The organism is Cytobacillus oceanisediminis (assembly GCF_003182355.1).
GTDB lineage: Bacteria > Bacillota > Bacilli > Bacillales > Cytobacillaceae > Cytobacillus > Cytobacillus oceanisediminis_A.
In genome coordinates this window covers 509,217-535,374 of the sequence record NZ_QGTW01000001.1, presented here as the reverse complement: position 1 = coordinate 535,374, position 26,158 = coordinate 509,217, and the positions used below count along the sequence as shown (strand labels likewise).

The 26,158-nt window shown below is 40.4% G+C and carries 17 protein-coding genes and 1 pseudogene; 14 read left to right on the top strand and 4 right to left on the bottom strand.

Going from position 1 to position 26,158, the window contains the following annotated elements:
- Window positions 1–65: 65 nt before the first annotated feature.
- The 14 genes from DFO73_RS02595 (at window position 66) to DFO73_RS02520 (ending at window position 21,649) form a co-directional block, all read left to right on the top strand.
- Complete coding sequence (locus DFO73_RS02595) at window positions 66–1,046, top strand: PfkB family carbohydrate kinase (RefSeq protein WP_110063217.1); 981 nt, start codon at window positions 66–68, stop codon at window positions 1,044–1,046.
- Window positions 1,043–2,536 (top strand): glycoside hydrolase family 32 protein, encoded by a 1,494-nt coding sequence (locus DFO73_RS02590; protein ID WP_110063216.1) that lies wholly within the window; start codon window positions 1,043–1,045, stop codon window positions 2,534–2,536. The genes DFO73_RS02595 and DFO73_RS02590 overlap by 4 nt, the downstream gene beginning before the upstream one ends.
- A gap of 32 nt (window positions 2,537–2,568) precedes the next feature.
- Complete coding sequence (locus DFO73_RS02585) at window positions 2,569–3,186, top strand: YesL family protein (protein ID WP_110063215.1); 618 nt, start codon at window positions 2,569–2,571, stop codon at window positions 3,184–3,186.
- 91 nt (window positions 3,187–3,277) lie between these two features.
- Window positions 3,278–8,644, top strand: coding sequence for a GH32 C-terminal domain-containing protein (locus DFO73_RS29100; protein ID WP_258309158.1), 5,367 nt, complete (start codon window positions 3,278–3,280; stop codon window positions 8,642–8,644).
- A 936-nt stretch (window positions 8,645–9,580) separates the two neighbouring features.
- Complete coding sequence (locus DFO73_RS02565) at window positions 9,581–10,786, top strand: hypothetical protein (RefSeq protein ID WP_110063213.1); 1,206 nt, start codon at window positions 9,581–9,583, stop codon at window positions 10,784–10,786.
- A 16-nt stretch (window positions 10,787–10,802) separates the two neighbouring features.
- The gene (locus DFO73_RS02560) at window positions 10,803–12,065 is read left to right on the top strand and encodes a Zn-dependent hydrolase (protein WP_110063212.1); all 1,263 of its coding nucleotides are present in this window, start codon (window positions 10,803–10,805) and stop codon (window positions 12,063–12,065) included.
- Window positions 12,066–12,068: 3 nt separating this feature from the next.
- Complete coding sequence (locus tag DFO73_RS02555) at window positions 12,069–13,244, top strand: amidohydrolase (protein WP_110063211.1); 1,176 nt, start codon at window positions 12,069–12,071, stop codon at window positions 13,242–13,244.
- 355 nt (window positions 13,245–13,599) lie between these two features.
- Window positions 13,600–13,971: an MmcQ/YjbR family DNA-binding protein gene (locus tag DFO73_RS02550; protein WP_110063210.1), complete on the top strand. Its 372-nt coding sequence runs from the start codon at window positions 13,600–13,602 to the stop codon at window positions 13,969–13,971.
- Window positions 13,972–14,159: 188 nt separating this feature from the next.
- Complete coding sequence (locus tag DFO73_RS02545; protein ID WP_110063209.1) at window positions 14,160–14,702, top strand: helix-turn-helix domain-containing protein; 543 nt, start codon at window positions 14,160–14,162, stop codon at window positions 14,700–14,702.
- 148 nt (window positions 14,703–14,850) lie between these two features.
- Window positions 14,851–16,887 carry a hydantoinase/oxoprolinase family protein gene (locus DFO73_RS02540; RefSeq protein ID WP_110063208.1) on the top strand — a complete coding sequence of 679 codons (2,037 nt, stop codon included), beginning with the start codon at window positions 14,851–14,853 and terminating at the stop codon, window positions 16,885–16,887.
- Window positions 16,884–18,551: a hydantoinase B/oxoprolinase family protein gene (locus tag DFO73_RS02535; protein ID WP_110063207.1), complete on the top strand. Its 1,668-nt coding sequence runs from the start codon at window positions 16,884–16,886 to the stop codon at window positions 18,549–18,551. The genes DFO73_RS02540 and DFO73_RS02535 overlap by 4 nt, the downstream gene beginning before the upstream one ends.
- A gap of 149 nt (window positions 18,552–18,700) precedes the next feature.
- A complete protein-coding gene (locus tag DFO73_RS02530; RefSeq protein ID WP_110063206.1) occupies window positions 18,701–19,141 on the top strand; it encodes a DUF3830 family protein in 441 nt (146 codons plus the stop codon).
- A gap of 28 nt (window positions 19,142–19,169) precedes the next feature.
- Window positions 19,170–20,495 (top strand): purine-cytosine permease family protein, encoded by a 1,326-nt coding sequence (locus DFO73_RS02525; protein ID WP_258309156.1) that lies wholly within the window; start codon window positions 19,170–19,172, stop codon window positions 20,493–20,495.
- 44 nt (window positions 20,496–20,539) lie between these two features.
- On the top strand, window positions 20,540–21,649 hold the full coding sequence (locus DFO73_RS02520) for a M24 family metallopeptidase (protein WP_110063204.1): 1,110 nt from the start codon (window positions 20,540–20,542) through the stop codon (window positions 21,647–21,649).
- 33 nt (window positions 21,650–21,682) lie between these two features.
- Here DFO73_RS02520 and DFO73_RS02515 read toward each other — a convergent pair.
- From DFO73_RS02515 to DFO73_RS02505, 4 genes and pseudogenes are all read right to left on the bottom strand, one after another.
- Window positions 21,683–22,273: pseudogene (locus DFO73_RS02515) on the bottom strand (NAD(P)/FAD-dependent oxidoreductase); the annotation flags it as partial.
- A gap of 118 nt (window positions 22,274–22,391) precedes the next feature.
- The gene (locus tag DFO73_RS02510; protein WP_110063203.1) at window positions 22,392–23,996 is read right to left on the bottom strand and encodes a sodium:solute symporter family protein; all 1,605 of its coding nucleotides are present in this window, start codon (window positions 23,994–23,996) and stop codon (window positions 22,392–22,394) included.
- The gene (locus DFO73_RS28420) at window positions 23,997–24,137 is read right to left on the bottom strand and encodes a hypothetical protein (RefSeq protein WP_181395895.1); all 141 of its coding nucleotides are present in this window, start codon (window positions 24,135–24,137) and stop codon (window positions 23,997–23,999) included.
- Between the two features lie 78 nt (window positions 24,138–24,215).
- Window positions 24,216–25,985, bottom strand: a complete 1,770-nt coding sequence (locus tag DFO73_RS02505) for a sigma-54 interaction domain-containing protein (RefSeq protein ID WP_181395894.1) — start codon at window positions 25,983–25,985, stop codon at window positions 24,216–24,218.
- Between the last annotated feature and the right edge of the window lie 173 nt (window positions 25,986–26,158).

Genomic DNA, 26,158 nt, shown 5'->3' with positions numbered 1-26,158 from the left:
TATAAAGCCAGACCTCCCTAGTTGTCTGGATTTTTTTTGAAAAAATAAAAAATGGGATGATGTACATGTATGATGTCACGGCATTAGGTGAAGTATTAATTGATTTTACCCCCTCCGGTCATTCGGAAAAGGGGCATGTATTATTTGAGACCAACCCTGGCGGGGCACCAGCCAATGTCCTTGCGGCACTCTCCAGATTAAATAAGAAAACGGCGTTTATTGGAAAAGTGGGCCGGGATCAATTTGGCCATCTGCTCAAGTGTGTCCTAGAAGACCAAAAGATAGATACAAGCAATCTTTTATTCTCGGAAACTGTCAATACCACACTGGCTTTTGTTCATCTGGATGAAAAAGGGGATCGTTCCTTTAGTTTTTACCGGAATCCAGGAGCTGATATCATGCTGGAGAAAGATGAAATTGATGAGGAGACAATTCAACAATCCCGAATCTTTCATTTCGGTTCCTTATCATTAACGAATGAACCTGCAGCTGCTGCTACTTTTACTGCATTGGAATATGCAAAAAAGCACAAGGTGACAGTTTCCTATGATCCTAATTTGCGAATTCCTTTATGGCGGTCACATGATGAAGCGAAACGGCAGATTTTAAAGGGATTTGAATATGCAGATATAGTGAAAATATCAGAGGAAGAGCTGGAATTTTTAACTGGTTATCGTGATGTGGCAAAAGGAACGGAAGTTTTACAGGAACAATATGGCACTGCTGTTATCTTTGTAACTCTAGGCCCAGAAGGCTGTTTTTATCGAAGCAAACACGTATCTGGCCAAAAAGAAGGATACAAAGTAAACGTTGTTGATACAACAGGAGCAGGAGATGCTTTTGTTGGCGGTGTATTATATCAATTCCTTGAAATAAATAAACCATTAGATCATTTAACGGCAGCAGACTTCGAAGAAATGGTTACTTTCGCTAACGCGATAGGGGCACTAACGACAGAAGGAAAAGGTGGAATTCCAAGTATTCCAACAATCGATCAGGTTGAAAGGTTTTTAAAAAGAACTCCTGAGAAAGGAAGACGTAAATGAATAACATTTTGGAAAAACAACAGTATTATACCGAAAAATACAGGCCCCAGTTCCACTTCACTCCAGAAAGAAACTGGATGAATGACCCGAATGGGATGGTGTTTTATAATGGGGAATATCATTTATTCTATCAATATCATCCCAATGGAACAACATGGGGGCCGATGCATTGGGGACATGCGGTAAGTAAGGATCTTGTTCATTGGGAGCATCTCCCGATTGCTTTAGCTCCAGATGATCATGGGACGATTTTTTCTGGTAGCGCTGTGGTAGATTGGAACGATACTAGCGGTTTCTTTGATGGGAAATCGGGGCTAGTGGCGATTTTTACCCATGCGGATACATACCCTGATTCAAATCGGCCACGACAAAGGCAGAGTCTTGCCTATAGCAAAGACAATGGACGCACATGGGTAAAATATGAAGGAAACCCTGTTCTTCAAGAAGAAAGTGTTACAGATTTTCGCGATCCAAAAGTGTTCTGGCATCGTGAGACCAATCAATGGATCATGGTATTAGCCGCTGGCCAAACGGTTAGAGTGTATTGTTCCCAAAATTTAATTTCATGGGAGTTTGCCAGTGAGTTTGGAGCAGGACATGGCTCCCATCAGGGGGTTTGGGAGTGTCCCGACTTGTTTGAATTGCCTGTTGATGGTGATTCCAATCAGAAAAAATGGGTGTTATTTGTCAGCATCGGCAATGACCCAAAATATAAAGAAGGATCAAGAACGCAATATTTTATTGGCGACTTTGATGGGAAAACATTTTTCAATTATCACGAGCCGGAGGCGACTCTGTGGGTTGACCATGGCCGCGATAATTATGCGGGGGTCAGCTGGTCAGATATTCCGGCTGAAGACGGAAGAAGGATCTATATTGGCTGGATGAGTAATTGGCGTTATGCCAAGGTTATCCCTACAAAAGAATGGCGAAGTGCGATGACGATTCCTAGAGTACTAGAGTTAAAAAAAACAGAGGAAGGGATTAGGCTCGTACAAAAGCCGATTCGTGAATTACAGAGTCTTCGTCATGATAAGGCAGTGCTAGAAAACGAAGCAGTAGTACCGGAGCAAAATCTTTTGGCAAATATAAAAAGCAATACATTCGAAATCATTGCCAAGTTTGAAATTGGATCGGCCGAAGAATTTGGATTCAAGCTTTGCAAGGGTACCAATGAAGAAACGATTATTGGATATAACCCGGTAAACCAAACCTTATTTGTAGATCGAACCCATTCGGGAGAGGCGGTTTTCCATGAGGACTTCGCCGGGAAACATGAGACCATTCTGCTGCCAGAGAATCATAAGATCACCTTACATGTTTTAGTGGATCAGTCGTCTGTAGAGTTGTTTGGGAACGATGGTGTGTCGGTAATTACAGACTTAATCTTCCCAAATCAAGATAGTAAGCAAATCGAGCTTTATGCGAAAAATGGAAAGGTTAAATTGAAATCGTTAGAGCTCTACACGTTAAAATCTGTGTGGAGATAAGGTAGTGAAAAGGTGACAGGGGGAATGACAGGATGAACAGTTTAAACAATAGATTATATTCTGCATTAAATGCGATCGTAGATTTAGTTCTGTTAAATTTGCTATGGGTAATGACCATGCTCCCCCTGGTTACCTTTTTTCCTGCAACAGCAGCCATGTTTGGTGTCGTCCGTTACCGAATCTTGCAAAAGGAAACGGACGGTATTTTAAAGAGCTTTTTGAAAATGTTTAAGGAGAATTTTAAACAAAGCTTCCTTATCTCTATTATGTGGTCGGTACTGGCACTTTTCTTATATTTTGATTATCGGATTATCGATCCAAGCAGTTCGGTTCGTCAGCTTATTCTGTATATCATCTTAGTCGTTGGCTTTTTGTTGTTTAGTTCAATCTCTATTTATCTTTTTCCGATTATGGTCCATTTCGAACTAAGCTGGAAGAACGTGATTCGAAATGCCTTTCTTTTTTCACTTATGAACCCGGTCTTAACTGTTCTATTATTGATCATTGTTGGAGCAGAGACAGCTCTGTTCTATTTTTATCCAGTTACCATTTTATTCATTGGAAGTTTCACAGCCTATGCGATTTATTACTTATGTCAAATGTGGTTTAACCAGCTGCTTAAATATGAAAGGAACGAATTGAGGCGTTGAATCTATCATTATTAGCCTCAACTCTTATCAGTTTATTTGTACGCACATTCTCTGAAGAATGAGACAATTAAATGTTGGAGGGTGAACAGGGTTGAAGCAAAAGGTAAAAAATCGAGGATTATCGATTGTTGTCATTTTTTCCTTAATGATTTCGATGTTTATGCCTGCAGTTTCTAGTATAGCTGAAACGGGTGAGACATCCATTTTATCTGATGTTAGTGAAAATGAACCTTTTCGATCGAAATTTCACTTTTCTCCGGAAAAAAACTGGATGAATGATCCCAACGGTATGGTTTATTACGATGGGGAGTATCATCTGTTTTATCAGCATAATCCCATTGAACCAAAGTGGGGGCCGATGTATTGGGGACATGCGGTAAGTAAAGACTTGGTCAATTGGGAACACTTGCCGATTGCTCTCTATCCGGATGAATTAGGCTTTATCTGGTCTGGAAGTACCGTTATTGATTGGAACAATACGACCGGGTTTGGAAAGGATTCGAAACCGCCGATGGTTGCAGTTTTTACGCAAGAAAAAGACGGTCATCAAGTTCAAAGTTTAGCGTATAGTAACGATAATGGCCGTACTTGGACAAAGTATGAAGGGAATCCGGTTATCCCGATGTCAGATGGGGTTGATGTTTTCCGGGACCCGAAGGTGTTTTGGCATGAGGAAACAAAGACGTGGATCATGGTTATTTCAGCCGGTGACCGCATTTATTTTTATAACTCCCCAGATTTAAAAGCCTGGACGAAAGTAAGTGAATTTGGAAACCATGACGGCTCCCATGCGGGAACATGGGAATGTCCGGATTTATTTGCCCTTCCGGTTGATGGAGATCCAACAAAGAAAAAGTGGGTATTGGCTGTCAGTATCAGTGAAGGGGCCCCAGCCGGCGGTTCAGGGATGCAGTATTTTATTGGTGATTTTGATGGGAAGACTTTCACCAATGCCAATGATCCGAGTAAAGTTCTCTGGGCCGATTATGGCGCTGATTTTTATGCGGCTGTTTCATGGAATGATGTTCCTGATGGACGCCGTTTATGGCTTGGATGGATGAATAACTGGAAATATGGGCAGGACATTCCAACATCCTCATTCAGAGGAACGATGTCGATTCCGCGTGAACTTACCTTATCAACGGTTGAGGGCGAAGGGATTCGCCTTAAACAAAAACCTGTAATGGACCTGGCAAGTCTTAGGGGGACTCCGGAAGTTATGGAAAATAAAGTGATCACTCCTGGAGAAAATGTATTATCGAATATGACTGGAGATGCCTATGAAATTATCGCTGAATTTGATTGGAATTCAACGACGGTAACCGAGTTTGGTTTTAACATTCGAAAAGGGGCAAGCGGGGAAACAAAGGTTGGTTATGATATAGGCAATAATAAATTGTTTGTTGACCGAACTGATGCAGGTGATTCCAGTTTCAACGGTGATTTTGCTGCCAAACATGAAGCGCCGTTAACAGCTATTGATCAAACCGTTAAAATCCATTTAATTGTTGACCGGGCATCTGTTGAAGTATTTGGCAATGACGGCCATGTGGTGATGACGGATCAATTTTTCCCTGATCCTAAAAATCAATCTCTTGAACTTTACACAACTGGTGGGGAAGTTTCCCTAAAATCATTAACGGTATACGATTTGAAAAACGCCTCTTTTGTTTCAAAAATTGACCAGATTGACGTTGATGGAGACAGTCTGCCATATGAAATAGAAAATCCAGATTTTGAGACTGGCGATTTAACAGGATGGACCGAAGTGGGGTCAGCATTTGATAATCCAGTATCTAATGTTACAAGCTTCTGGGGTGGCCCTTTTCAGCAACAAGGAGCCTACCATGTTTGGGGATTTGCCGGGGCAGCGAATGAGGCAAACTCTGATTTTCGTACAGGTGTCATGAAATCTTCAGTATTCAAGCTAGGGGGAAATGGAATGATTGATTTCCTTGTTGGCGGGGGGCAGGATATAAACAAGCTATATGTTGCCTTAGTCCGGGCGTCTGATGGCAAAGAGCTTTTTAAAGCTACTGGATCCAATACTGAAGCCTATCGAAGAGTCAGCTGGGATGCATCGGAATATCGCGGGGAATCAATGTTTATAAAAATAGCAGACTATCATTCTGGAGGATTTGGGCACATTAATGTGGATGATTTTCATGTTTTAAATAATGACCCAATAATAACCGGTACGATTCAAAATCCAGATTTTGAGACTGGTGATTTAACAGGGTGGACCATTGTTGAAGGAGATGCTTTCTCTAATCAAGATGTCACAGCTGATAAAGATTGGGGCTGGGGCGGACCGTTTAACCATGTGAACAACTATCACTTGTGGGGTACAAAGGATGGAGGAGATGGGCAAACGGGCGTACTTAAATCCACTAACTTCAAACTTTCGGGAACTGGTGAAATCAATTTCCTTATTGGCGGTGGAAATGATATTAATAACTTATATGTCGCCTTAGTTAGAGCTTCAGATGATAAAGAACTAATGAAAGCAACGAATACCAATTGGAATGATAGTGAAGCATACACCCGGGTCAAGTGGGATGCAGCGAGTTACTTGGGGGAAGAAGTCTATATTAAAGTGGTTGATCGTACAACTGGCCAATGGGGTCATATTAACGTGGATGATTTCCATGTGAAAAATACAGGTTTAATAGCAAGCTGGTCATTGGATGAGGGCAGTGGAACAAAAACAAAAGACCTGGTAAGAGGCATGGAAGACCCTATTTCTTATGTGTTTACGAATGCTCAATACAAGCCATCGACCGATCCTTTATGGAGGGATGGGATTCAAAACAAGGCTTTACTGTTCGATGGATATTCTACATGGATTACTAGGCCATCTGATCAGGTCATTAAGCCAACAGATGCCCTTACGATAGAAGCATGGGTTGCTCCAAGATCTTATGAATGGGGCGATCTTGGCCAATTGTCTGCTATCGTAAATCAACACAATAAATCCGCAAGTGAAGGCTATATTCTTGGCATGGGACGACACGGGAAGTGGTCATTCCAAGCAAGTATAAACGGTGAATGGAAGGAGGTCTGGGGCGCCGAAGACAAACCCCTTGAAAGAAATAAATGGTCGTATATTGTTGCCACATTTGATAAGGAAGAGCAAAAAATGAAGCTCTATTTAAATGGCGAACTGGTCGGGAAGACGGTCACACCAAAAGGGGCGATCACCCCATCATCAAATGACTTATTAATCGGAAAACATAATAGTGCTGCCAGAATAAACGGAGCTTTCACGGCCAATATGTTTAACGGTATGATTGACGAATTAAAGGTGTATAACCATCCTTTGCCAGGAGAAAAAATTAAAGAAAATTATGACTCCTATTTACGTAATTTTGAGAGTCATCAACTTCCAATACCTGATTTAGCACCAGATCGGAGCAGGTATGCCGGGGACAGGTACCGCCCGCAATATCACTTTATTGCACCAGAGCATTGGATGAACGAGCCTCATGCGCCGTTTTACTATAATGGGAAATATCATCTATTCTATCAGAATAATCCTCAAGGCCCATATTGGCATCAAATTCATTGGGGGCATGCTGTAAGTGATGATATGGTCCATTGGGAGGATGCTCCAATAGCACTGTCACCTGATGGAAATTCCATTGCGCCGGATGGTGTTTGGTCTGGGGGATCAACGGTTGATGCTGAAGGAAATCCAGTATTACTTTTTACAGCTGGGGATGATAAGAAGTATCCAAATCAAATGACAGGTCTTGCGACTAGTAAGGATCCTCAAGACCCGGAATTGAAAGAATGGCTGATGTATGACAAGCCAGTTACTGTACAAGAACCCAATCTGCCGGCAGAAGAAGGCGAGGTATGGTACGGCCAATTCCGTGATCCATATGTTTGGAAAGATGGAGATACATGGTACCAGCTCGTTGGATCAGGTATTAAAGGAGCAGGGGGAACTGCACTTCTCTATACCTCTAAAGACCTGAAAAATTGGGAATACAAAAAGCCGCTGCTGGTTGGCAATTATGAACAATTTCCGAAAACAGGCCAAGTTTGGGAGCTGCCAGTCTTTCTGCCATTAGGTAAGGATGCAAAGGGTGTTGAAAAATATGCCTTCTTTATTAATCCATGGTTCGATGGATATAGTCCGCATAATGTGAAATATGTATGGTATTGGATTGGAACATGGGATAAAGAAAAACTAGAGTTCGTTCCTGACCATACGGACCCAAAACAATTTGATTACGGGGAACACTTTACAGGACCAAGCGGGATGGTTGATGGAAAAGGACGCTCTATTCTCTTTAGTATTGCCCAGGACCGCCGGACGGAGCAACAGCATTATGATGCTGGCTGGGCTCATAATGCAGGGCTGCCGCTTGAGCTTTCATTAAACTCAGAAGGCGGATTAGGAATTAAACCTATATCTGAATTAAAATCCTTAAGGAAGAAGGAACTTGTTTCGATTAAGAATATGAAAACGGATAAAGCCAATCCATTATTAAAGAACGTTAAAGGCGATCAGTTGGAAATTCAATTGGAAATCAAACCAGCCTCTGCTAAACAAGTGGGCCTAAAGCTTAGAAAGTCATCCGATGGAAAGGAAGAAACGTTACTATTCTATGATGTTAAAAACCAAGCACTTAATATTGATAGAAACAAGTCAAGTCTTGATCCGGATATTCAAAAAGGTGTACAGGGCGGAGAGCTTAAGATAGGAAAACAGAATCTCAAGCTTCATCTTTATCTGGATCGGTCGATGATTGAAGCCTATGCAAATGGTGAAAAAAGCATCACATCCCGTGTATATCCAACACTTTCCGATGCACTGGGCCTTGAGTTATGGAGTAGTGGCGGAAAGGCTAAAGTGGTATCGATGAAGGTATGGGAACTTGGTTCGGCATACGGAGAAGCGGTTCCAGCCTATTGGCCAGATTCGAATGATGGCGGAAATCCTGTACCCGAAAGTACGGAATTACCTAACCATGATTTCCAAACAGGGGATTTAACAGGATGGAATGTTGTAGAAGGAAATGCATTTAGTAATGAACACGTAACCAAGAAGGACGATTGGGGATGGGGCGGCCCTTTTAACCAAGCTTCAGACCGAATGGACCCTGAACGATACCATTTATGGGGGTTTAATGGCGAAAAAGGCGGGGATTCACTGACAGGAGTCTTAAAATCTGAGAACTTTGTGTTAGGCGGAAACGGAAAAGTTGATTTCCTTATCGGTGGTGGAGCTAATATCGATAGGCTTTATATTGCATTAGTAAGAGTTTCAGACGGCAAAGAGTTAATAAAGGAAACAGGCGGAAACTGGGAAGCCTATCGAAGGGTTTACTGGGATGTTTCGGATTATATTGGTGAAGAGTTATACATTAAGGTTGTCGACTTTGAAACTGGCGGATGGGGACATATTAATATTGATGATGTAAATGTACCTGTGGCCATAAAAAGATAAAATCTTATCTTAATAGATAGGATCAAATAGTCTAGAATAATCATAAAAAATCAAATTATGCGGATTGTGACTGCCTGGCAGGCAAGACCTAAAATGAGTTAAGGACAGAATGTACCTATGTGTGCAAATCCTTCCCATTTTAGGTCTTTTTTTGTTCCTTGGAAAAGGATTTTAACTGCTTTAAAAAAAACAGGCACAATGTCTACGGGGAAAATCCCAAATATAAATTTCAACAAGCAACTTTTCATCGCTGTACCTGCCCATTTCGGCCATTGCAGGATATGAATGGCCATCCCGCAGTAGTTGACGCCTTCGGCGAAATGATGGCTCCTTTTTTAAAAATATCGATTACACGTAATGAAACAAAGATTCTTAATGAAAAGCAGCAAGGGGTTTTTAAATAAGACACGGGTGTTGCGTTCAGTTTTCTGCTGAAAACCACTGTGCATTTAAAATACCGGTTTGTAATGTGTTTTTGAGCATACTTTATTTCAAAGCAACATTAAAACTCTTTTAATGATTGTCCATGTAAAGGTGTTAAGAATAACTCAACGGATTATATATTCTAAGCATTGTTAGATTACTATAGAAGATAGTCTTGCATCTGAATATTTGATTATAGAAGCCAGTTCCAAGATGATCTCTATAATATAATATAAAGTTTATGAAAGATTGCTTTGTATAAATAATTGAAGGTGTCCATTCTTTAGAGACATCCTCTTTTTCGTCTTAAAAATATTTTAAAATAATATATTAGTTTTATCATATTTATCGGAACTGGAAAATAAAGGTTATAAAACAAAGTGTAAACGCTTACTTGAAAATTGTTAATAATTTTAATTGACTGAAAAGTATAATTATATTATTATTCTTATAACATATAATTCATTAGTAAATCGAATGAATTTTTATTCATCTAAGAAGGGATGGGGTAGTATGTCACAGATGTTGGCTTTAGTTATTCTTATGCTTATTCTATTTATAGGAGATTTGGTTGCCGTTCGGACAAAGGCGTGGGTGCCGTCCATTTTCATCTGTGCAGCTCTATTCCTCGCAGGGTACTGGACATTTTTTCCGCAGGATATTGTAGCCGTAGCAGGGATACCGTCAGTTGTGGCTGTGATGATGATGTACTTATTAATTACTAATATGGGAACGTTGTTATCAATTAAGGAATTAAAAAACCAGTGGAAGACCATTGTCATTGCTTTGTCAGGGATTTTAGGAATTATCGCAATATTATTGGGAATCGGATCCTTTATTTTTGGATTTAAGACGGTGGTCGTGGCAATTCCTCCATTAGTTGGCGGTGTTGTATCTGCCTTGATTATGTCTGAAGGAGCGAAAGAAGCGGGTCTTGCTTCCTTATCTGTCTTTGCAATCGTCATTTATGTTATGCAGGGATTTGCAGGCTATCCGCTCACATCGCTGGCTTTGAAAAAAGAAGGAAAGCGCCTATTGAGCCAATACCGCAGCGGTCAGCTTATTTTTAAAGAACAGGAAGAAGCAGCAGCTGAGGTAGCCGCTGCATCAGCAGCTGCAAATAGTGAGCTAAAGCTCTTTAAAAAGATGCCAGAGAAATATAATACAGATTTCTTCAAGTTTTTTAGGCTATCATTAGTATCGTACCTTGCTTACCTGACATCGACTCTTTTAGCACCAATTGTCAGTGTTAGTCCATTTGTTCTCTGCCTATTGTTTGGGGTAATTGCCACAAGTATAGGCTTTCTTGAAAAGCAGGCTTTACAAAAAGCAAATGGTTTCGGTTTTGCCATCATGGCGCTGATGCTCTTTATCTTTGACGGCTTAAAGCAGGCTACGCCAAGCATGATGATGGAAATTATTTTTCCGCTTGCAGGTACCATTGTATTAGGTGTAATCGGGATGTACATCTTCTCATTCATTGCAGGGAAAATTTTGAAAACGAGTAAAGAAATGGCGTTTGCTGTTTCATTAACGGCTTTATATGGATTCCCAGCTGACTACATTATTACGAATGAAGTGATAAAATCCTTAACAGAAGATGAAAAAGAAAGAGAGATGCTGACTAGCCATATGCTGCCGCCTATGCTTGTCGGCGGGTTCATCACGGTAACCATTGTGTCGGTGGTATTGGCAGGGATTTTTGTCGGACTCTTGTAAGAAAGGAATGGATAGAATGAATGAAGTTCAAACAGGGAAAAACGTGAATTTCGAAAAAGTACAGGCTCGAATAGAAAGCCATATTGACACCTTAGGCACCTATACGGCAACTCCAGGTAAAGGGACAACCCGGCTAACTTATAGTCAGGAGGATCTGCTTGCACGGCAGTATATTAAAGCAAAAATGAAGGAAGTGGGCTTGACCGTTCGGGAGGATGGATTAGGCAATATTTTTGGAAGACTTGAAGGATCCCAAAAAGGTGCGCCAAGTGTTCTCATAGGCTCTCACTTTGACTCTGTCCCAAATGGGGGATCCTATGATGGTCCTGCAGGAGTAGTAGCAGGACTTGAAGTAGCGGCCCTCTTTGTGGAGAATGGATTAACACCGAAATACCCACTGGAGGTTATTGCTCTTGTAGAAGAAGAAGGCTCCAGATTTGGCGGGGGCTTAATGGGGTCACGCGGAATGGTCGGGTTGCTTGGTGAGGAAGACTTCAAAACATTAAAAGACAAAGATGGCATTACTACAGTGGAAGCCATGGAGAAAATTGGGCTTGATCCATCTCTGCCGAAAAAAAGAGATCCCAAGACGGTAAAGGCTTACCTGGAATTGCACATTGAGCAAGGTCCTATCTTAGAAGAGAAAGGTATTACGATCGGGGTAGTCGAAGCGATTGTCGGTTTAACGCAGTTAGATGTAACAGTAAAAGGACATGCTGGCCACGCAGGGACCACTCCAATGGACAAGAGGGCGGATGCGCTGGTTGTGGCTGCCAAGATGATTGCCCAATTTCCAGAGCTGGCTGCAGCCGTTGGGGACGGAACAGTTATTACAACCGGGCAATTACAGGTTTACCCGAATGGATCCAATGTAATTCCGGATCAAACGGTATTTTCTGTAGACATTCGGTCAGGCAAGGAAGAACATGTCCAGAATGTGATTCAAAAAGTAAAAGAATTAGCAGATTCCTATCGTGAGAGTGGAATTGATATTATCGTTGAACAGCCTTTATATGTTCAGCCGAAAGCAATGGATAAAGAGATTGTAAGACTATTGAAGGAAAAAAGCAGTGAACTGGGTTTCCCTTCCTGTTCCATTAATAGCGGTGCAGGCCACGATGCAATGGTTTTTGCTGATTTCACAGATGTAGGGATGCTGTTTATTCCAAGCAAAAATGGTCTGAGCCATTGTCCGGAAGAGTGGTCTGATTCCCTGCATATCGCCGAAGCTGTAAAGATCTTGTTTGAGGCAGCAATAGAGCTAACGGAGGCGGAATAAGTCATGATTCATAACCAATTGAAAGTAGCGATTCATGCATACAGTGATGAACTGACTGAATTACGCAGGAAGTTACATCGTGAGCCGGAAGTATCGTGGGAAGAAGTAAAAACCACTCAATTTATTTGTGAGTATCTTGAAGGTTTAGGTATACCCTGCAGAAGAACGGAACCAACTGGCGTCATTGCAGATATTACGGGCGGGAAGCCAGGAAAAACAGTGGCTTTAAGAGGAGACATGGATGCACTCCAGGTTGAGGAATTGAACCAAGACCTGCCCTATGCGTCCATGGAAAATGGAAAAATGCACGCATGCGGACACGATGCCCATACCGCCATGCTGTTGATTGCAGCCAAAGCATTAAATGAAATAAAAGAAGAATTACCGGGGAATGTCCGCTTGCTGTTCCAGCCAGCCGAAGAAGTAGCGGAAGGCGCAAAGATGATGGTGGAACAGGGAGCGATGGAAGGCGTGGACAATGTCTTTGGCATCCATATCTGGTCCCAAATGCCGACACATAAAGTGTCCTGCATGCCAGGACCATCCTTTGCTTCTGCTGATCTTTTTAAGGTTGCGTTTAAAGGGAAAGGCGGCCACGGTGCCATGCCGCATGATTGTATTGATACGGCCATTGTCGCCTCTTCCTTTGTCATGAATGTGCAAAACGTTGTTTCAAGAACCATTGATGCTCAGCATCCTGCCGTACTCACTGTTGGAAAAATGACGGTTGGCACACGGTTCAACGTCATAGCTGAAAATGCTGTCATTGAGGGAACTGTTCGCTGTTTTAATCCTGAAACAAGGGATCATATCGAAAAGCAGCTTCAGCATTATGCCGATCAAGTTGCTGCTATATACGGCGCAACAGCAAAAGTGGAATACATCCGGGGAACACAAGCGGTGATTAACGATGAATACAGTTCAAAACTGGTTCAAAAAGTCGCTTCCGAAGCATTCGGAGAAGAGGTCCTTTACAATGAAAAACCAACAATGGGCGGTGAGGATTTCAGCTTTTTCTTGGACAAAGCGCCTGGCAGCTTTGCACTAGTAGGCAGCGGCAATCCACAAAAAGACACGGAATGGGCCCATCACCATGGCAAATTTAACATCGACGAAGACGCTCTTGCAACAGGAGCGGAACTTTATGCGCAATATGCTTGGGCTTACTTGAATGAATAAGCGAAAGAGCTGTTGATTCGTATTTGGATCGGCGGCTCTTTTGCCTCTTTTATTCGACTAACGGAGCAGTATCATGAAAACACGGTTGCGACCAGTAAAAGCACTGTGTATGCTCAACAAAAATTCAGTCAGGAAGAAGTTTCTGATTCGTTTAAAAGACATTCTATGGATTCTGTAATTCAAAGAACAAAATAATTTAAAAAGCACCCATGCGGGTGCTTTTATGCTTTCTACATTGCAAGTGTCTTGGCCAATAATAAAACACAAATGTAAGGATAATAAAATGAGTGCTTGTCCCCAAGTCTTGGAAAGCTTTACTGTACTTTCTTTAAATTTTTAATAGGTGAATCAAAATATGAAAACACAAGACACGGAAAGCATTCGTGCAAATCTGTGCAAAATCTGTCTTGCACTTCCCGAAGCTGTTGAATACATCGACGAATTCGGTCACAATACTTTTAAGATCAATGGAAAATTAATCGTGATATCAGGTGAGAGTGACAAAGGGTTCAGCCTGTCGCTCAAGTCAGACCGGGAAACACAGGGTTTATTACTGAAGAAAGAGCATTTTTTCAAACCCCTATATATAGGGCAACACGGCTGGGTATCGATCCTAAATCCAGATGGGGAAGACTGGGATGAATTAATCGTTCTAATTCAAGAAGCCTATTTATGTACGGCACCAAAGCGGTTGGTTAAGAATTGGATGGAGATGCATAATAAGTGAAGAAAGACGGATGATCTGCCTTTCTTTTTTTACGTTCTCGGCTTACAGAATCTGCTCAACAAAAATGATGAGACATCTATAGATAAAATTTTCAAAATATTGTTTTAATTCACTCTCTTTTATGGTAATATCATAATTAGTTATGGAAATACTGTAATTATTTTTAATATAAAGAAAGGATTTTACTTATGGAGGAAATTTATAAAAAGATAAAACAACTGCGATTTGAGAGTGGAATGACCTTGAAAGAACTAAGTGAAAAGACAGATTTATCTGTAAGCTTCTTATCTCAAATCGAAAGAGGAGCATCCACCTTAGCTATTACTTCTTTAAAAAGAATTGCTGAAGCCTTTGGAGTGAAAATGATTCACTTTTTCGAAGAGCCGGAAAATGTTAATTACGCAGTTCGGAAAGAGGACCAAAAACCTTTTAAGATCGAAACCTCTGAATCTACCTACGTAAGGCTGAGCAGCAATTTTACTGATAGAAAAATTGAGCCATTAATAATAACAATGATGCCGCAGCAAAAGGATAAAGAATTCGTTAGACACCCTGGAGAGGAATTTTACTTTGTTCTTAAAGGTGCAGTTCTTATACGTGTTGATCAAAACGATTACTATTTGCGGGAAGGAGAAGCTATTCATTTTCCATCAACACAACTCCATATGTGGGAAAACCCTCTAGATCAAGAAACAGTTATATTATCTGTGGTAACTCCAGTTATTTTTTAAATAATGTTCCATTCATTTTCATAAAACGATAAGTCCTTTGAAAGGGGGAATGTTTCTAATCCCGATATCACTGTATCATTACTTAATTATGTTTCGATGTCGCTGTCTTACAAAAGTTCAGAATATGATAGAAAGGGAGGAAACATATATGTCACGTTATCGGCTTGGTGTAGATATTGGAGGGACCTTTACTGACTTAGTTATTTTCGACCGAATGGAAAATGTTTATCATACTAAAAAAGCGCTTACCACTCCTCATAATTTAGCAGAAGGGGTTTTAGAGTGTATTGAGCATTATGTTGATGATCTTAGTGAAATTGAATATTTTGTTCATGGAACAACATCTGGTTTAAATGCTTTCCTAGAAAGAAAGGGAGCAAATGTAGCTCTTATCGTAACAAAAGGTTTTAGAGATGTTTACGAGATAGGCAGAGCTAACCGCACGGAAATGTACAATATTCATTTCAATAAACCCGCAACTCTAGTAGAGCGAGAGCATATTTACGAAATAAACGAAAGAGTTACATTTGATGGTTCTGTAGTAAAACCAATGGATGAGGAAAATCTCCTTCAAATAATTGAGGAATTAAAAGAGAAAGAATATGATGCTGTTGCGGTATGTTTAATGCATGCCTATCGAAACCCGGACCATGAGGGTCATATTCGCAGAGCCATTGAGAAGGAGTTGGATATTCCAGTCTCACTATCAAGTGATATAGCTAGAGAATGGCGTGAATATGAGCGAGTGAGTACAACAATTATTAATGCATACATCGCACCTATTGTAAAAAAGTATTTGAAAATTTTAGAGCAAGAAGTAGAAAAAAGAGGTTTTAAAAAGGATATTTATATCATGCAGTCTAATGGCGGTGTAATGACATCAAAAATTGCAAAAAAATTACCTCTGCAGACTCTTATGTCTGGCCCAGTTGGTGGTACCATTGGAGGTATGAATTTAACAAAGCTGACTGGTGATAAAAATTTAATTTGTGTAGACATGGGCGGAACAAGCTTCGATGTCAGTATGATCATCAATGGAGAGCCAGATGTAATTGCAGAGATAAACATGGAAGGTTTCCCTATTCTTTCACCAATGGTCAATATACATACAATTGGCGCTGGTGGAGGTTCAATTGCATGGATTGAAGCGGGCGGTTTAAGGGTAGGGCCGAAAAGTGCAGGTTCAACTCCAGGGCCAGCTTGTTACGGAAAAGGTGGTAAACAGCCAACGGTTACTGATGCAAATCTAGTACTTGGACGAATTGATGAGAATAATTTCTTAGGTGGAGATATTAAGTTAGACAAACAGGCAGCTATTGAAGCGATTACAACGGTTGCAGACCAGATCGGTTTATCCGTTAAGGAGACTGCGGAAGGAATTTGTGATATTGCAAATGCAAAAATGGCTGATGCTATTCGTACACTGACAGTTAAGCGCGGTATTGATCCCCGAGAATTTACTCTAGTGGCCTTTGGGGGAGCGGGACCAATGCACGCCGTTTTGATTGCTGATTTACTTGATATGGAAAAGGTTTTTGTTCCAAGTGTTTCTGGCACCTTTTCAGCATGGGGGATGCTTCAGACAGACATCCGATTTGATACCGTTCGGAACTATGTGGCTACCAAAGGTCAGGTTGAAATGCCAGAAATAGAATCAAAATATAAAGAAATGAAACAGGAAAGTATTACAGTATTAAATCAGCAGAATATTGAAACGGGTCAAATTCGTTTCCAAAATAGTATCGATGTTCGGTACACAGGGCAAGAGTACACGATTAACATATTAAATGACATCAATAATTTTGAGCAAATAGAACAGGATTTCCATAAAGCGCACTTAGATATTTATGGCCACAATAATCCAAAAGGGGAAATAGAAATTGTAAACCTTAGAGTCACCGCCTTTGGAGATTTGGAGAAAATTGAGTATGTAAAATCTCAGGAGCAAACTGAACAGCAAGCCACACCTAAATCTACTAGAAATGTTGTATGGAATAACCTGGAAGCGGAAACAAAGGTTTATTCTACAGATTCACTTGTAAACGGAAACTATTTCAATGGACCTGCTATAGTCGAAGATAAAAATTCAACACTGGTTATTCCGCCAAAACACTACATTCACATCGATGAATATCAGAATATTGAAATTGTTAAAGAAACAGCCGAACAGGAGGTTTTAGTATGACCATTCAGCAACAGGTTTATTTAGAGAATCCGGTTACTACAGAGATCGTAAGAAATGCACTTATTTCTGCAGCGGATGAAATGAATGCCAGTCTTGCAAGAAGCGCTTTTTCACCAATCATTTATGAAATGAAGGACTGCAGTGTTTGTATTTTTAATAGGGACGTCGAGCTGTTAGGACAATCTGCAGGGCTGCCAATCTTCCTCGGTAATATTGATGAATGTATCAAAGTTACAACGGAAATGATTGGAGGAATTGAATATTATAATGATGGTGATGTTTATATATTAAATGATTCATATATTGGCGGAACCCATCTAAATGATGTCACGGTCTTTTCACCTATTTTCTTTAATGAAGAATTAGTAGGATTTACGGCCAATCGCGCACACTGGCTTGATATTGGATCAAAGGATCCGGGCTATCCAATGGATGCAACAAGCATTTATCAGGAAGGAATTCGTATTCTGCCTACAAAAATTTATGACAAAGGCAAGCCAATTGAAGATGTAATCAGGCTTATTGTTTCCAATAATCGTTTCCGCGAGGCAGCACTAGGAGATTTAAATGCCCAAATTGCAGCCTGCAGAACTGGAGAAAAAAGATTCAAAGAATTAATCATTCGGTTTGGCAATGATCGGATCAATCGCTGTATTCATGATATTTTTAAACAATCAGAAGAAATGGACAGAAGCGTTATCCGCAGCATTCCAGATGGAGATTATGAAGCGGAGGGATACCTTGATAATGATGGTGTCAAGGATGAGCCTATTCTTGTAAAAGTACATGTCAGAGTAGAAGAGGAAAACATTACAATTGATCTAACGGGTTCAAGTAAACAACGTTTTGGACAAACGAATTGCGGATATGCTCAGACCATCTCTGCATGTCGGGTTGCATTTAAAGATTTAATTAGTCCTTTTTCTCCAGTAACGGGAGGGAATTTTAGGACAATGAATGTTATTGCTCCGGAGGGAACGATCTTCCATGCAACGGAGCCTGCACCATGTGGATGGTATTTCACGCCCCTAGGCATCCTAATTGATTTAATTATTAAAGCATTGTCTCCTGTTATGAAGGAAAAAGCGGCTGCCGCCCACTATGGAGATTCGATGGTCGTTACTTTTGCAGGCAGGGATGAAAATACAAATGAATCATTTTTAAGTGTTGAAGCAACTGCAGGTGGATGGGGTGCTTTCCATACAGGTGATGGACAATCAGCGTTGATTAACCATGTTAGCGGAGATTTTAAAAATCTTCCGATTGAGGTATTTGAGTCGAAATATCCAATTAGAATCAATCAGTATGCACTACGGGAAAATTCAGGCGGTGCGGGTAAGCATCGGGGAGGCCTTGGAGTCGTACGAGAATACGAGATTTTAAGTGATAATACATCTGTATCCCTATGGTTTGAAAGATCAAAAACTCCTGCATGGGGATTATTTGGAGGTCATTCAGGAGCAGAGCCTGATGTTGAAATTGTGTCAGAGGGTAAGGCAGAACATTTACTGAAAGTTAACGGAAAAAAGATTAAAAAGGGCGATATCGTTATCGCAAAAACAGGCGGAGGAGGAGGATTTGGGGATCCGGCTGAAAGATCTGCAATTGATATCGAAAGTGATCTAAGAAATGGTTATATTACAAAGCAGTGGGAAGTGCTTTAGGTAATATCGTATGAAAAAGTAGCTAACGAGTTGGGAAGGATTCAACGGTTCTTTTATTGTTTCCTTCCTCACTTTTCATCATAAAAAAACTGATAATTCGGAATTGGCGGAACATTAATATTAAAACGCAATGAGGATGTGCAATAGAATTGAAACGAATACGGATTAAATTTGAAAACGGAGAAGAAATTACAGCTAGTATGCTTGAGGAGAAGGCTCCTTATACATGCGAAAAAATTTGGAATTCACTTCCTCTTGAAAGCGTTGTTACACAATCCAGATGGTCTGGCAGGGAGGTTAATTTTGCCTACACTAAAAAAGATATGCCGCCAAGGGAAAATCAAACCATATTTACAAGTGTGGGTGATGTATGCTACTGGAGAGATTGGAACTGGGAAGGAGAGGGGGTCCATCCGCAGGCAATAGCAATCTACTATGGGGCTGAAATGGCAAGAAGCCATAGAGGCCATGAACCAGTAAATGTATTTGCACAAGTTGATTATCATGAGTTTGAGGGGCTGGTGCAAATAGGAGAAAGAGTATGGCTTGAGGGAAAAGAAAAAATTTTTATTGAAAGAATAGATGAATAGATTAATTACCAAAAAAGGGGGAAGATTTATGGCATCTATGGATGATGATAAAGCGCTGGCGAAAGTTCCGGAATCAGAACGGCAACACTGGATTGTTCCTGCAACTATATTTGGCGGATTAGAATTTTCGGTTCCAGTTATTATGATTGGTGCTGCATTAGCGGGGAGCTTCGGGCTTTCAAAGATCCTGCTTATCCTATTAATAGCTCTTGTCATTATTCAATGGATAGGAAATGCTCTTCAAGGATATCTTGGGGCAAAGACTGGGCTCCCTTCCGCAGTAATTGCTAGAACTAGTTTTGGTTCAATACAAGCAAGATTTATTGTAGGTATGTCATTAGTTGTTATGAATGTAGGCTGGTTTGCTGTAAATACAGCTGTTGCAGGGAATGCTATTTCTGCTGTTTTTGGAATCGATTATACAGAGCAATGGGCTCTTTGGGCTCTTTTAACATTAATAGCTGGTATACTTTTTTCTGTCCCGGCTATCATTGGGTATAATTCAATGAAGTGGACAGATTATTTAGCGGTTCCCGCTGGATTGCTTCTCATTTTTGCTGGTGTATTTTACTCCTTGAAAGGTGCTGGCTGGGAAAAGATTATGGATTGGAATCCAGAACCGTCTATGACCTTTTTAGGCGGGGTTAGCCTTATCCTGGGCGCGAATGTGGCTCAATGGTTAATTGCATCAGACTATACGCGGTATTCAAAACCAACTGTTAAAGATCAGATGTTAATTCCCCTTGGTATTATTGTGATCGGATTTGTCTTTTTCATGACAGGGGCTGTTATGTCAGTTGGCGTAGGAAATGCAGATATTGTTGCTGTAATGCAGGATTTAGGTTTTCCGTTCTGGGGATTCTTAATCCTATGGTTAGCTTTATGGACGAGTCAATTAGTAGCATGCTACTCAACAGGACTTGCTGCGGCAAATATGTTTAATATTGATTCTGGAAAAGGTCGAGCCTGGTTAACAATAGCTGGATCAGTAGCTGGAATTATGTTAGCTGTTGCAGGCATATTAGCCTATTTTATGGACTTCCTCATCCTATTAAGTGTTATTTATCCAGCTATCGCTGCGGTTATGTTTACAGATTTTTTCTTTATTCGAAATAAAGAGTGGGAAGATAAATCGGGGTGGAATTGGATTGCAACTCTTGCGTTAGTAGTAGGTGCATTAGTTGGGTATCTAACACAATATGTATTTCCGATGGGAGTTCCTGCTATTCAATCACTTTTAATTTCTGGAGCAGTTTACTTAGCAGGAATGAAAATTAAGGCAAAGGTTAAACCGGATCATTTTACAAATTCGGACATAAAAAATACTTCGCTAGGTGACGTGGTTAATAAATAAATAATAGAATTTACTTGTTAATTTCATTAAGGAGTGTACTTCCTGTGCAAGAAAATCATTATAAAACTAGATTACATGCGTTAACAAACTATTTAGAGACACTGGGGGCAGATTTAGGGATAATTAAAGATCCTAAAAACATCTTCTATTATACCGGATTTAATTCTGATCCTCATGAGAGATTTATGGCGTTAGTGATTGATTTAAAAAAACAAAGACAATATTTGTTTGTTCCTGCCCTGGACTTGGAAATTGCAGAGGAACATTCCTTCGTAAGACAAATTGTACCAATCACAGATGAGGCAAATCCATACAAAGTAGTGGCTGATACAATTGGAAATGAAGTGAAATTGATTGGATTAGAAACAAAAGTCATTTCCTTATTCCAGCAGGAACAGCTTAATTATTTCTTCGAAGGATTTAGCTATAAGAATATCGGCAGCTTTATTGCCGGCCAAAGAATGAAAAAGACCAAAGCGGAAATAAATAAAGTTCAGCATGCCATTCATATGATTGAGAAGGTAATGGGTGAGGGAATAAAAAAGGTTAGAGAAGGAATGTCAGAGTCAGAGTTTACGGCAGAGCTTGAGTATTTGATGCGAAAATTTGGTGCAGATGGTCCCTCATTTTCAACGATTGTATTGTCAGGTGCAAAATCTGCCCTGCCGCATGGCCAGCCAGGCAATAAGACAATTAATAATGGTGATTTCCTATTAATTGACATGGGCGTCATCGTGGATGGTTATTGCTCTGACATTACACGCACATTTGTCATTGGTCACGAAACTGCAAAGCAGCGAGAAATTTATGACATTGTACGGAAGGCAACAGAAGCGGGTGTAAAGGCAGCTAAAGCAGGTATCCCTTTGGGGCAAATTGATATTGCCGCTCGAAGTGTCATAAAAGAGGCTGGCTACGGCCAGTATTTTAACAACCGTGTCGGACACGGATTGGGGATAGAAGTTCATGAAGAGCCTTCCGTTCATGAAAAAAATGAATCTATTGCAGAAAGTGGATTATTATTTACAGTTGAACCTGGTATTTATATTCCAGGATATGGGGGAGTCCGAATAGAGCAAAATGTCTATATTGACGAGAATGGAAATGGAAAGATGCTTACATCATTTCCTACAGAATTAATTCGGATTAAATAAAAAAATCAGCGGCACCTTTAGCCGCTGATTTTTTTATCCAATCTTTTTGAAAACTTTATATCCTCCATATAGTTCTACCCACAGCTCGTTCATTTTTCTTCTGCTTTCGATTTCTGGATTAAATTTGATTGCGGCTTTTTGACGGACGGTACGGACATTTTACATAGCCTGTTCAAGGAGTTGGTCAATTTCTAAACCGCCTTTTCAAGCGTGTTTGGCAATGGAAAGTCCAACGGTTGTTCCTTGGGCCATGGATTTTTTCCGCTTTCGATTCCTGTAATATTACCTGCTACAAATAATCCAGCCAGCGGGGTTTCCATTTTTTCAGAGTGATGCGGAACGTGGCCGCCCAGCTCAGGAATGTATTGGAATGGGCATACGGCAACAGCTGCGAGCTCAGCCAGCGGATATAAACCGCCTGCAATACCCTGCTTTGTGACTTTTTCCGTTCCATGAATCACATTTCCGTCCGAATCAATACCTGCTGTGAGGACTCCTTCCACTTGGTCCTTGCCTAGAATTCAAGAACAGTTTTTCTTACTGCAATGACGTACCATTGACCTTAACTCCACTTTTAGGGAAAAATGTCATCCCCATTTTGGCCAAAGGGTTACTAAAATGAGATAAAGCTGTCAATTAATTAAATAAGTTCCTGTCCCCAGTCCCTAATCCTTGTAAGGGTTCCGTACTAGGGGAACAGGCACCTTTTAATAAGGGTGCTTTTTAAATAATGAATAGCTTCTTACATAGCCAGTGTAAGCGGCCAATAATAAAACACAAAGGTAAGGATAATAATAGCTACACCGCTTCCTATTAAAATCGCAGGATATCTTTTCGTTATTTTCATCTCTTCTTTTTCATTCTCTTCCAATGGACGTGTTAAAATGTTTTGCTGGAAGTTCCGTTCTGCTGTTGAGATATTACCGAATTTTGACCCGAGATATAGAGCAAGTAAACTAAGAATCACACCAATAATGACAGGGTTAAAATAGACTGGAAGCACTACTCCGAATTTTTTCAGCGTTTCTCCGAGTACTACACCTAAAAATCCAGCAATGATACTCCACAGAGCTCCTGTTTTGGTTACTTTTTTAGAGAAGACACTTGCAAACGCCACTGGTCCCCAGGAAGCCGCAAATAGGGTGGCAGCGAAATAGCCAATCCACATGATCGACGGCGGCTGCCAGAGCCCAATGAGTAGGATGACAATACTCGTGATGATCATGGAAATTCGGCTTATGCGAAGCAGTTTTTGGTCGGAGTATTTTTTATTCCTGGATTGTTCCAGTATATCTCTGGTGATGCTGCTGCCAATTAATTGAAGGAAGCTTGCACAGGATGATAAGGCTGCAGCCATGATTCCGCTTACAATAATAATTCCCAGCCATTTCGGCACCATATTCATGGCAGCCCAGATAAATACTTTTTCAGTGGGGTTAATATCTGCTTTTACTGTTGTGATGGATGAAATGCTCAGATGCAGGAATAGGTAAATGGCTATGATTGAAACCGTTGCCAAAACTCCGGAACGAATGGCTACATGTTCATTTTTAGCCATTAAGTAGCGGCTGCTCTGCCAAGGGCTAATGGCAATGACAGCTGACCAAACTAATCCTAATATGATGGCCCAAATTAATGCTTCCCATGGTTCACCCATATAAGCATTTGGACCCGTGATGCCATGCCAGCTTAATAAATCCGGCCGTTCCGGATTGGTGGCTGCTTTCACAATCGCTTCCGGAAAACCGCCCGCATTGTTAATGATAAAAGGGAAGGAAATATAAGTAGCTAAAGAAAACAGGAAAAACATAATGGTATCATTCACCATAACCCCTTTTGCGCCAGAAAGGATGGTGAATGAAGCATATACCAGCCACATAATGAGTAAAGCGATGGTGTAGGAGACCCCAGAGATTTCAGAAAGCAGCAATGCACCACCCTGTGTAACAGCAACTAAATAAGCAGTTATTCCAAGGATCGTTGTGATCGCTGCGGCCATTCGCACTTTATTGGATTGAAAGCGGTTACCAAAATATTCAGAAACAGTTAACGATTTGCTTCTCCGCAAGTATCGTCCAAAAAAGAAGACCCCAATGATATAACCAGTTGCATTGAAGATAACCAGGATAAGCAGGAGAATAGGGTAGCCTTCATACGAAAATCCAGCTTCTCCCATGAAGGAAACGGTACTTAAAAAGGAAGCAACGAGCATACCTGTTACCATCAAGGTGGATCCTTGTCTTCCAGAAACATAATATTCCTCTGACGTTTTTACTTTTTTAGATAGGACAATCCCGATAAGGACATACAGAATAAATGAAACAATAATACCAATGGTAAAAATCAATTACATCCCCACCTTTTCTTCCTGTATTTCTGTGTGATTGGAAACGATATCTGCTTCCATTTTCCGAACAAAGATTTTTGTAATGAAGCCCAGAACGATTAGTGACCCTCCATAGCCAAAACAAAATAGCAATTCACCCATCCATTTCACTCCCTTTCATATAGTAGATTCAATAATATACAATGCAAATTCCGTGCCAATTCCAAAAATTCAGTTAATTTATATTTCTTCTGTCCTTTTTTGAGCCAATTGGTATTTATGGAGCTTCCGCATGATGGTCGTTTGATTCACTCCAAGGGCTTTGGCTATTTTCCTTGTTGAGCTGTATTTCGTTAAGGCATAAGAAAGAATTTGCTTTTCCGTTTCTTCAACCGCCTTTTTTAATGGCATCAGGTGAGAAGGGAATTGAATTTCATGGTGTGTGCGCTGATTCATAGCAAGAGGCAAATCTTCAATACTTATGATTTGTTTTTGAGCAGTGACGACAATTTGTTCAATAAAATTTTCTAATTCCCTTACATTCCCGCGCCATTCCTGCAGCTGTATAAATAGCTTTGCATTGACATCTAATTCAACCAATTGAGAGTATTTTTGGTTAAAGTGTTCAAGGAAGTAATCGGTTAATAATAAAATATCCTGTTTCCGTTCCCGTAAAGGAGGGATCCGCAGAGGGACGACATGTAAACGATAATACAGATCCTGGCGAAAGGTTTTTTCCTCTATCATTTGCAGCAGATTTTTATTGGTCGCAGATATGATCCGGATATCAACTCTCTTTTCATCCGTACCGCCCACTTTTTTGAAGGTTTTATCCTGAACTAAATGCAAAATCTTAACCTGCAGTTCCAATGGCATTTCCCCAATTTCGTCTAAAAAGAGGGTGCCTCCGTCAGCCAACTGAACCATGCCAGCCTTTCCGCGTTTACTTGCCCCCGTAAAGGCTCCCGCTTCATAGCCAAATAATTCTGATTCTATTAAGCTTTCAGGGATCGCACCGCAGTTCACTTGTATAAATGGCTTTTTCTTTCTCGGGCTATGCTCATGAATAATTCTGGCTAAAACACCTTTCCCGACACCTGATTCACCATGTATAAAGACGGAAGAATCCAAAGGAGCGATTTTTTCAGCTAATTTCAATGCGGATATCATATTTGCAGATTGCGTTATAAAACTTTTTTCGCCTATGCTATATTGAACGATGGGTTGTGTCTCCTGCTGAATGGTTTGGCTTTCTAATAATTTTCTTTTTATTTCTGCAAGCTCAGAAATATCCCGCGAATTTGTAACAATTCGATATAATTTTCCTTCGTCATCATAGACGGGTTTAGCTGTTGCCAGAACGGTCTTTCCGTTTGGGTATTTTTGCTCTGCTGTTTGGACTGTGAGTGTTTTCATCGTTTTTAATGTGACAGATTCTTTGATGATGCCCATATGTACCAGTTCCCGGATGTTTTTATTGGTATAAGCTTCAGGGGGAAGTCCGGTAAAATGTTTACAGGAATCACTGACAAATAGAACGTTGCCCTCTGCGTCTGTAACAAATATCTCATCATAAGAAGAATTAAGAATTTGTTTAAGATCTCTATTTTTTCTAAGTGCTCTATCTAATTCCTCCTGGAGAGATTGATTGATATTCATCAGCCCATTCATTTTCTCCATATATAGCCATGCCGTTAGTTCATTTGCAGTATAGCAAAAATACTGGTGGTCTTTTTCCACGATAAAATAATCATATTTCTGGAGATCTTCCTCCGCTGCCTCTGACAGTGATTGAATTCTTAAGAAACGGGAATTCGTGCATGTTCCTATGGCTTCATTTCCTCCGTCTGCTGCTTTTCTCCAAAAACTTTCTTTATCCAGGACACCCATTAATCGAAAGGCCTTATCTACAATCACAATGGGATGCTTTTGAAAAGGGAGCCATTTTTCTAATTCTTTTATTTGGACATGATCTAAAACAGGCACCGCTTTATTTTTTTTATCAGCCATTTTTTCACTTCCTTTATAAAAAATTGAACACATTTTGCATCGGATAGGTTTATGTATTTCTTGAATGGTGGATTTAAACTTATATGAGGCAAGCGCTGAAGGAGTATGAACCTTTTTTGCAACAGCTGATGCAAAAAAGGTTCGGTCTTTAAGTAATTGTACAACACCTTTTG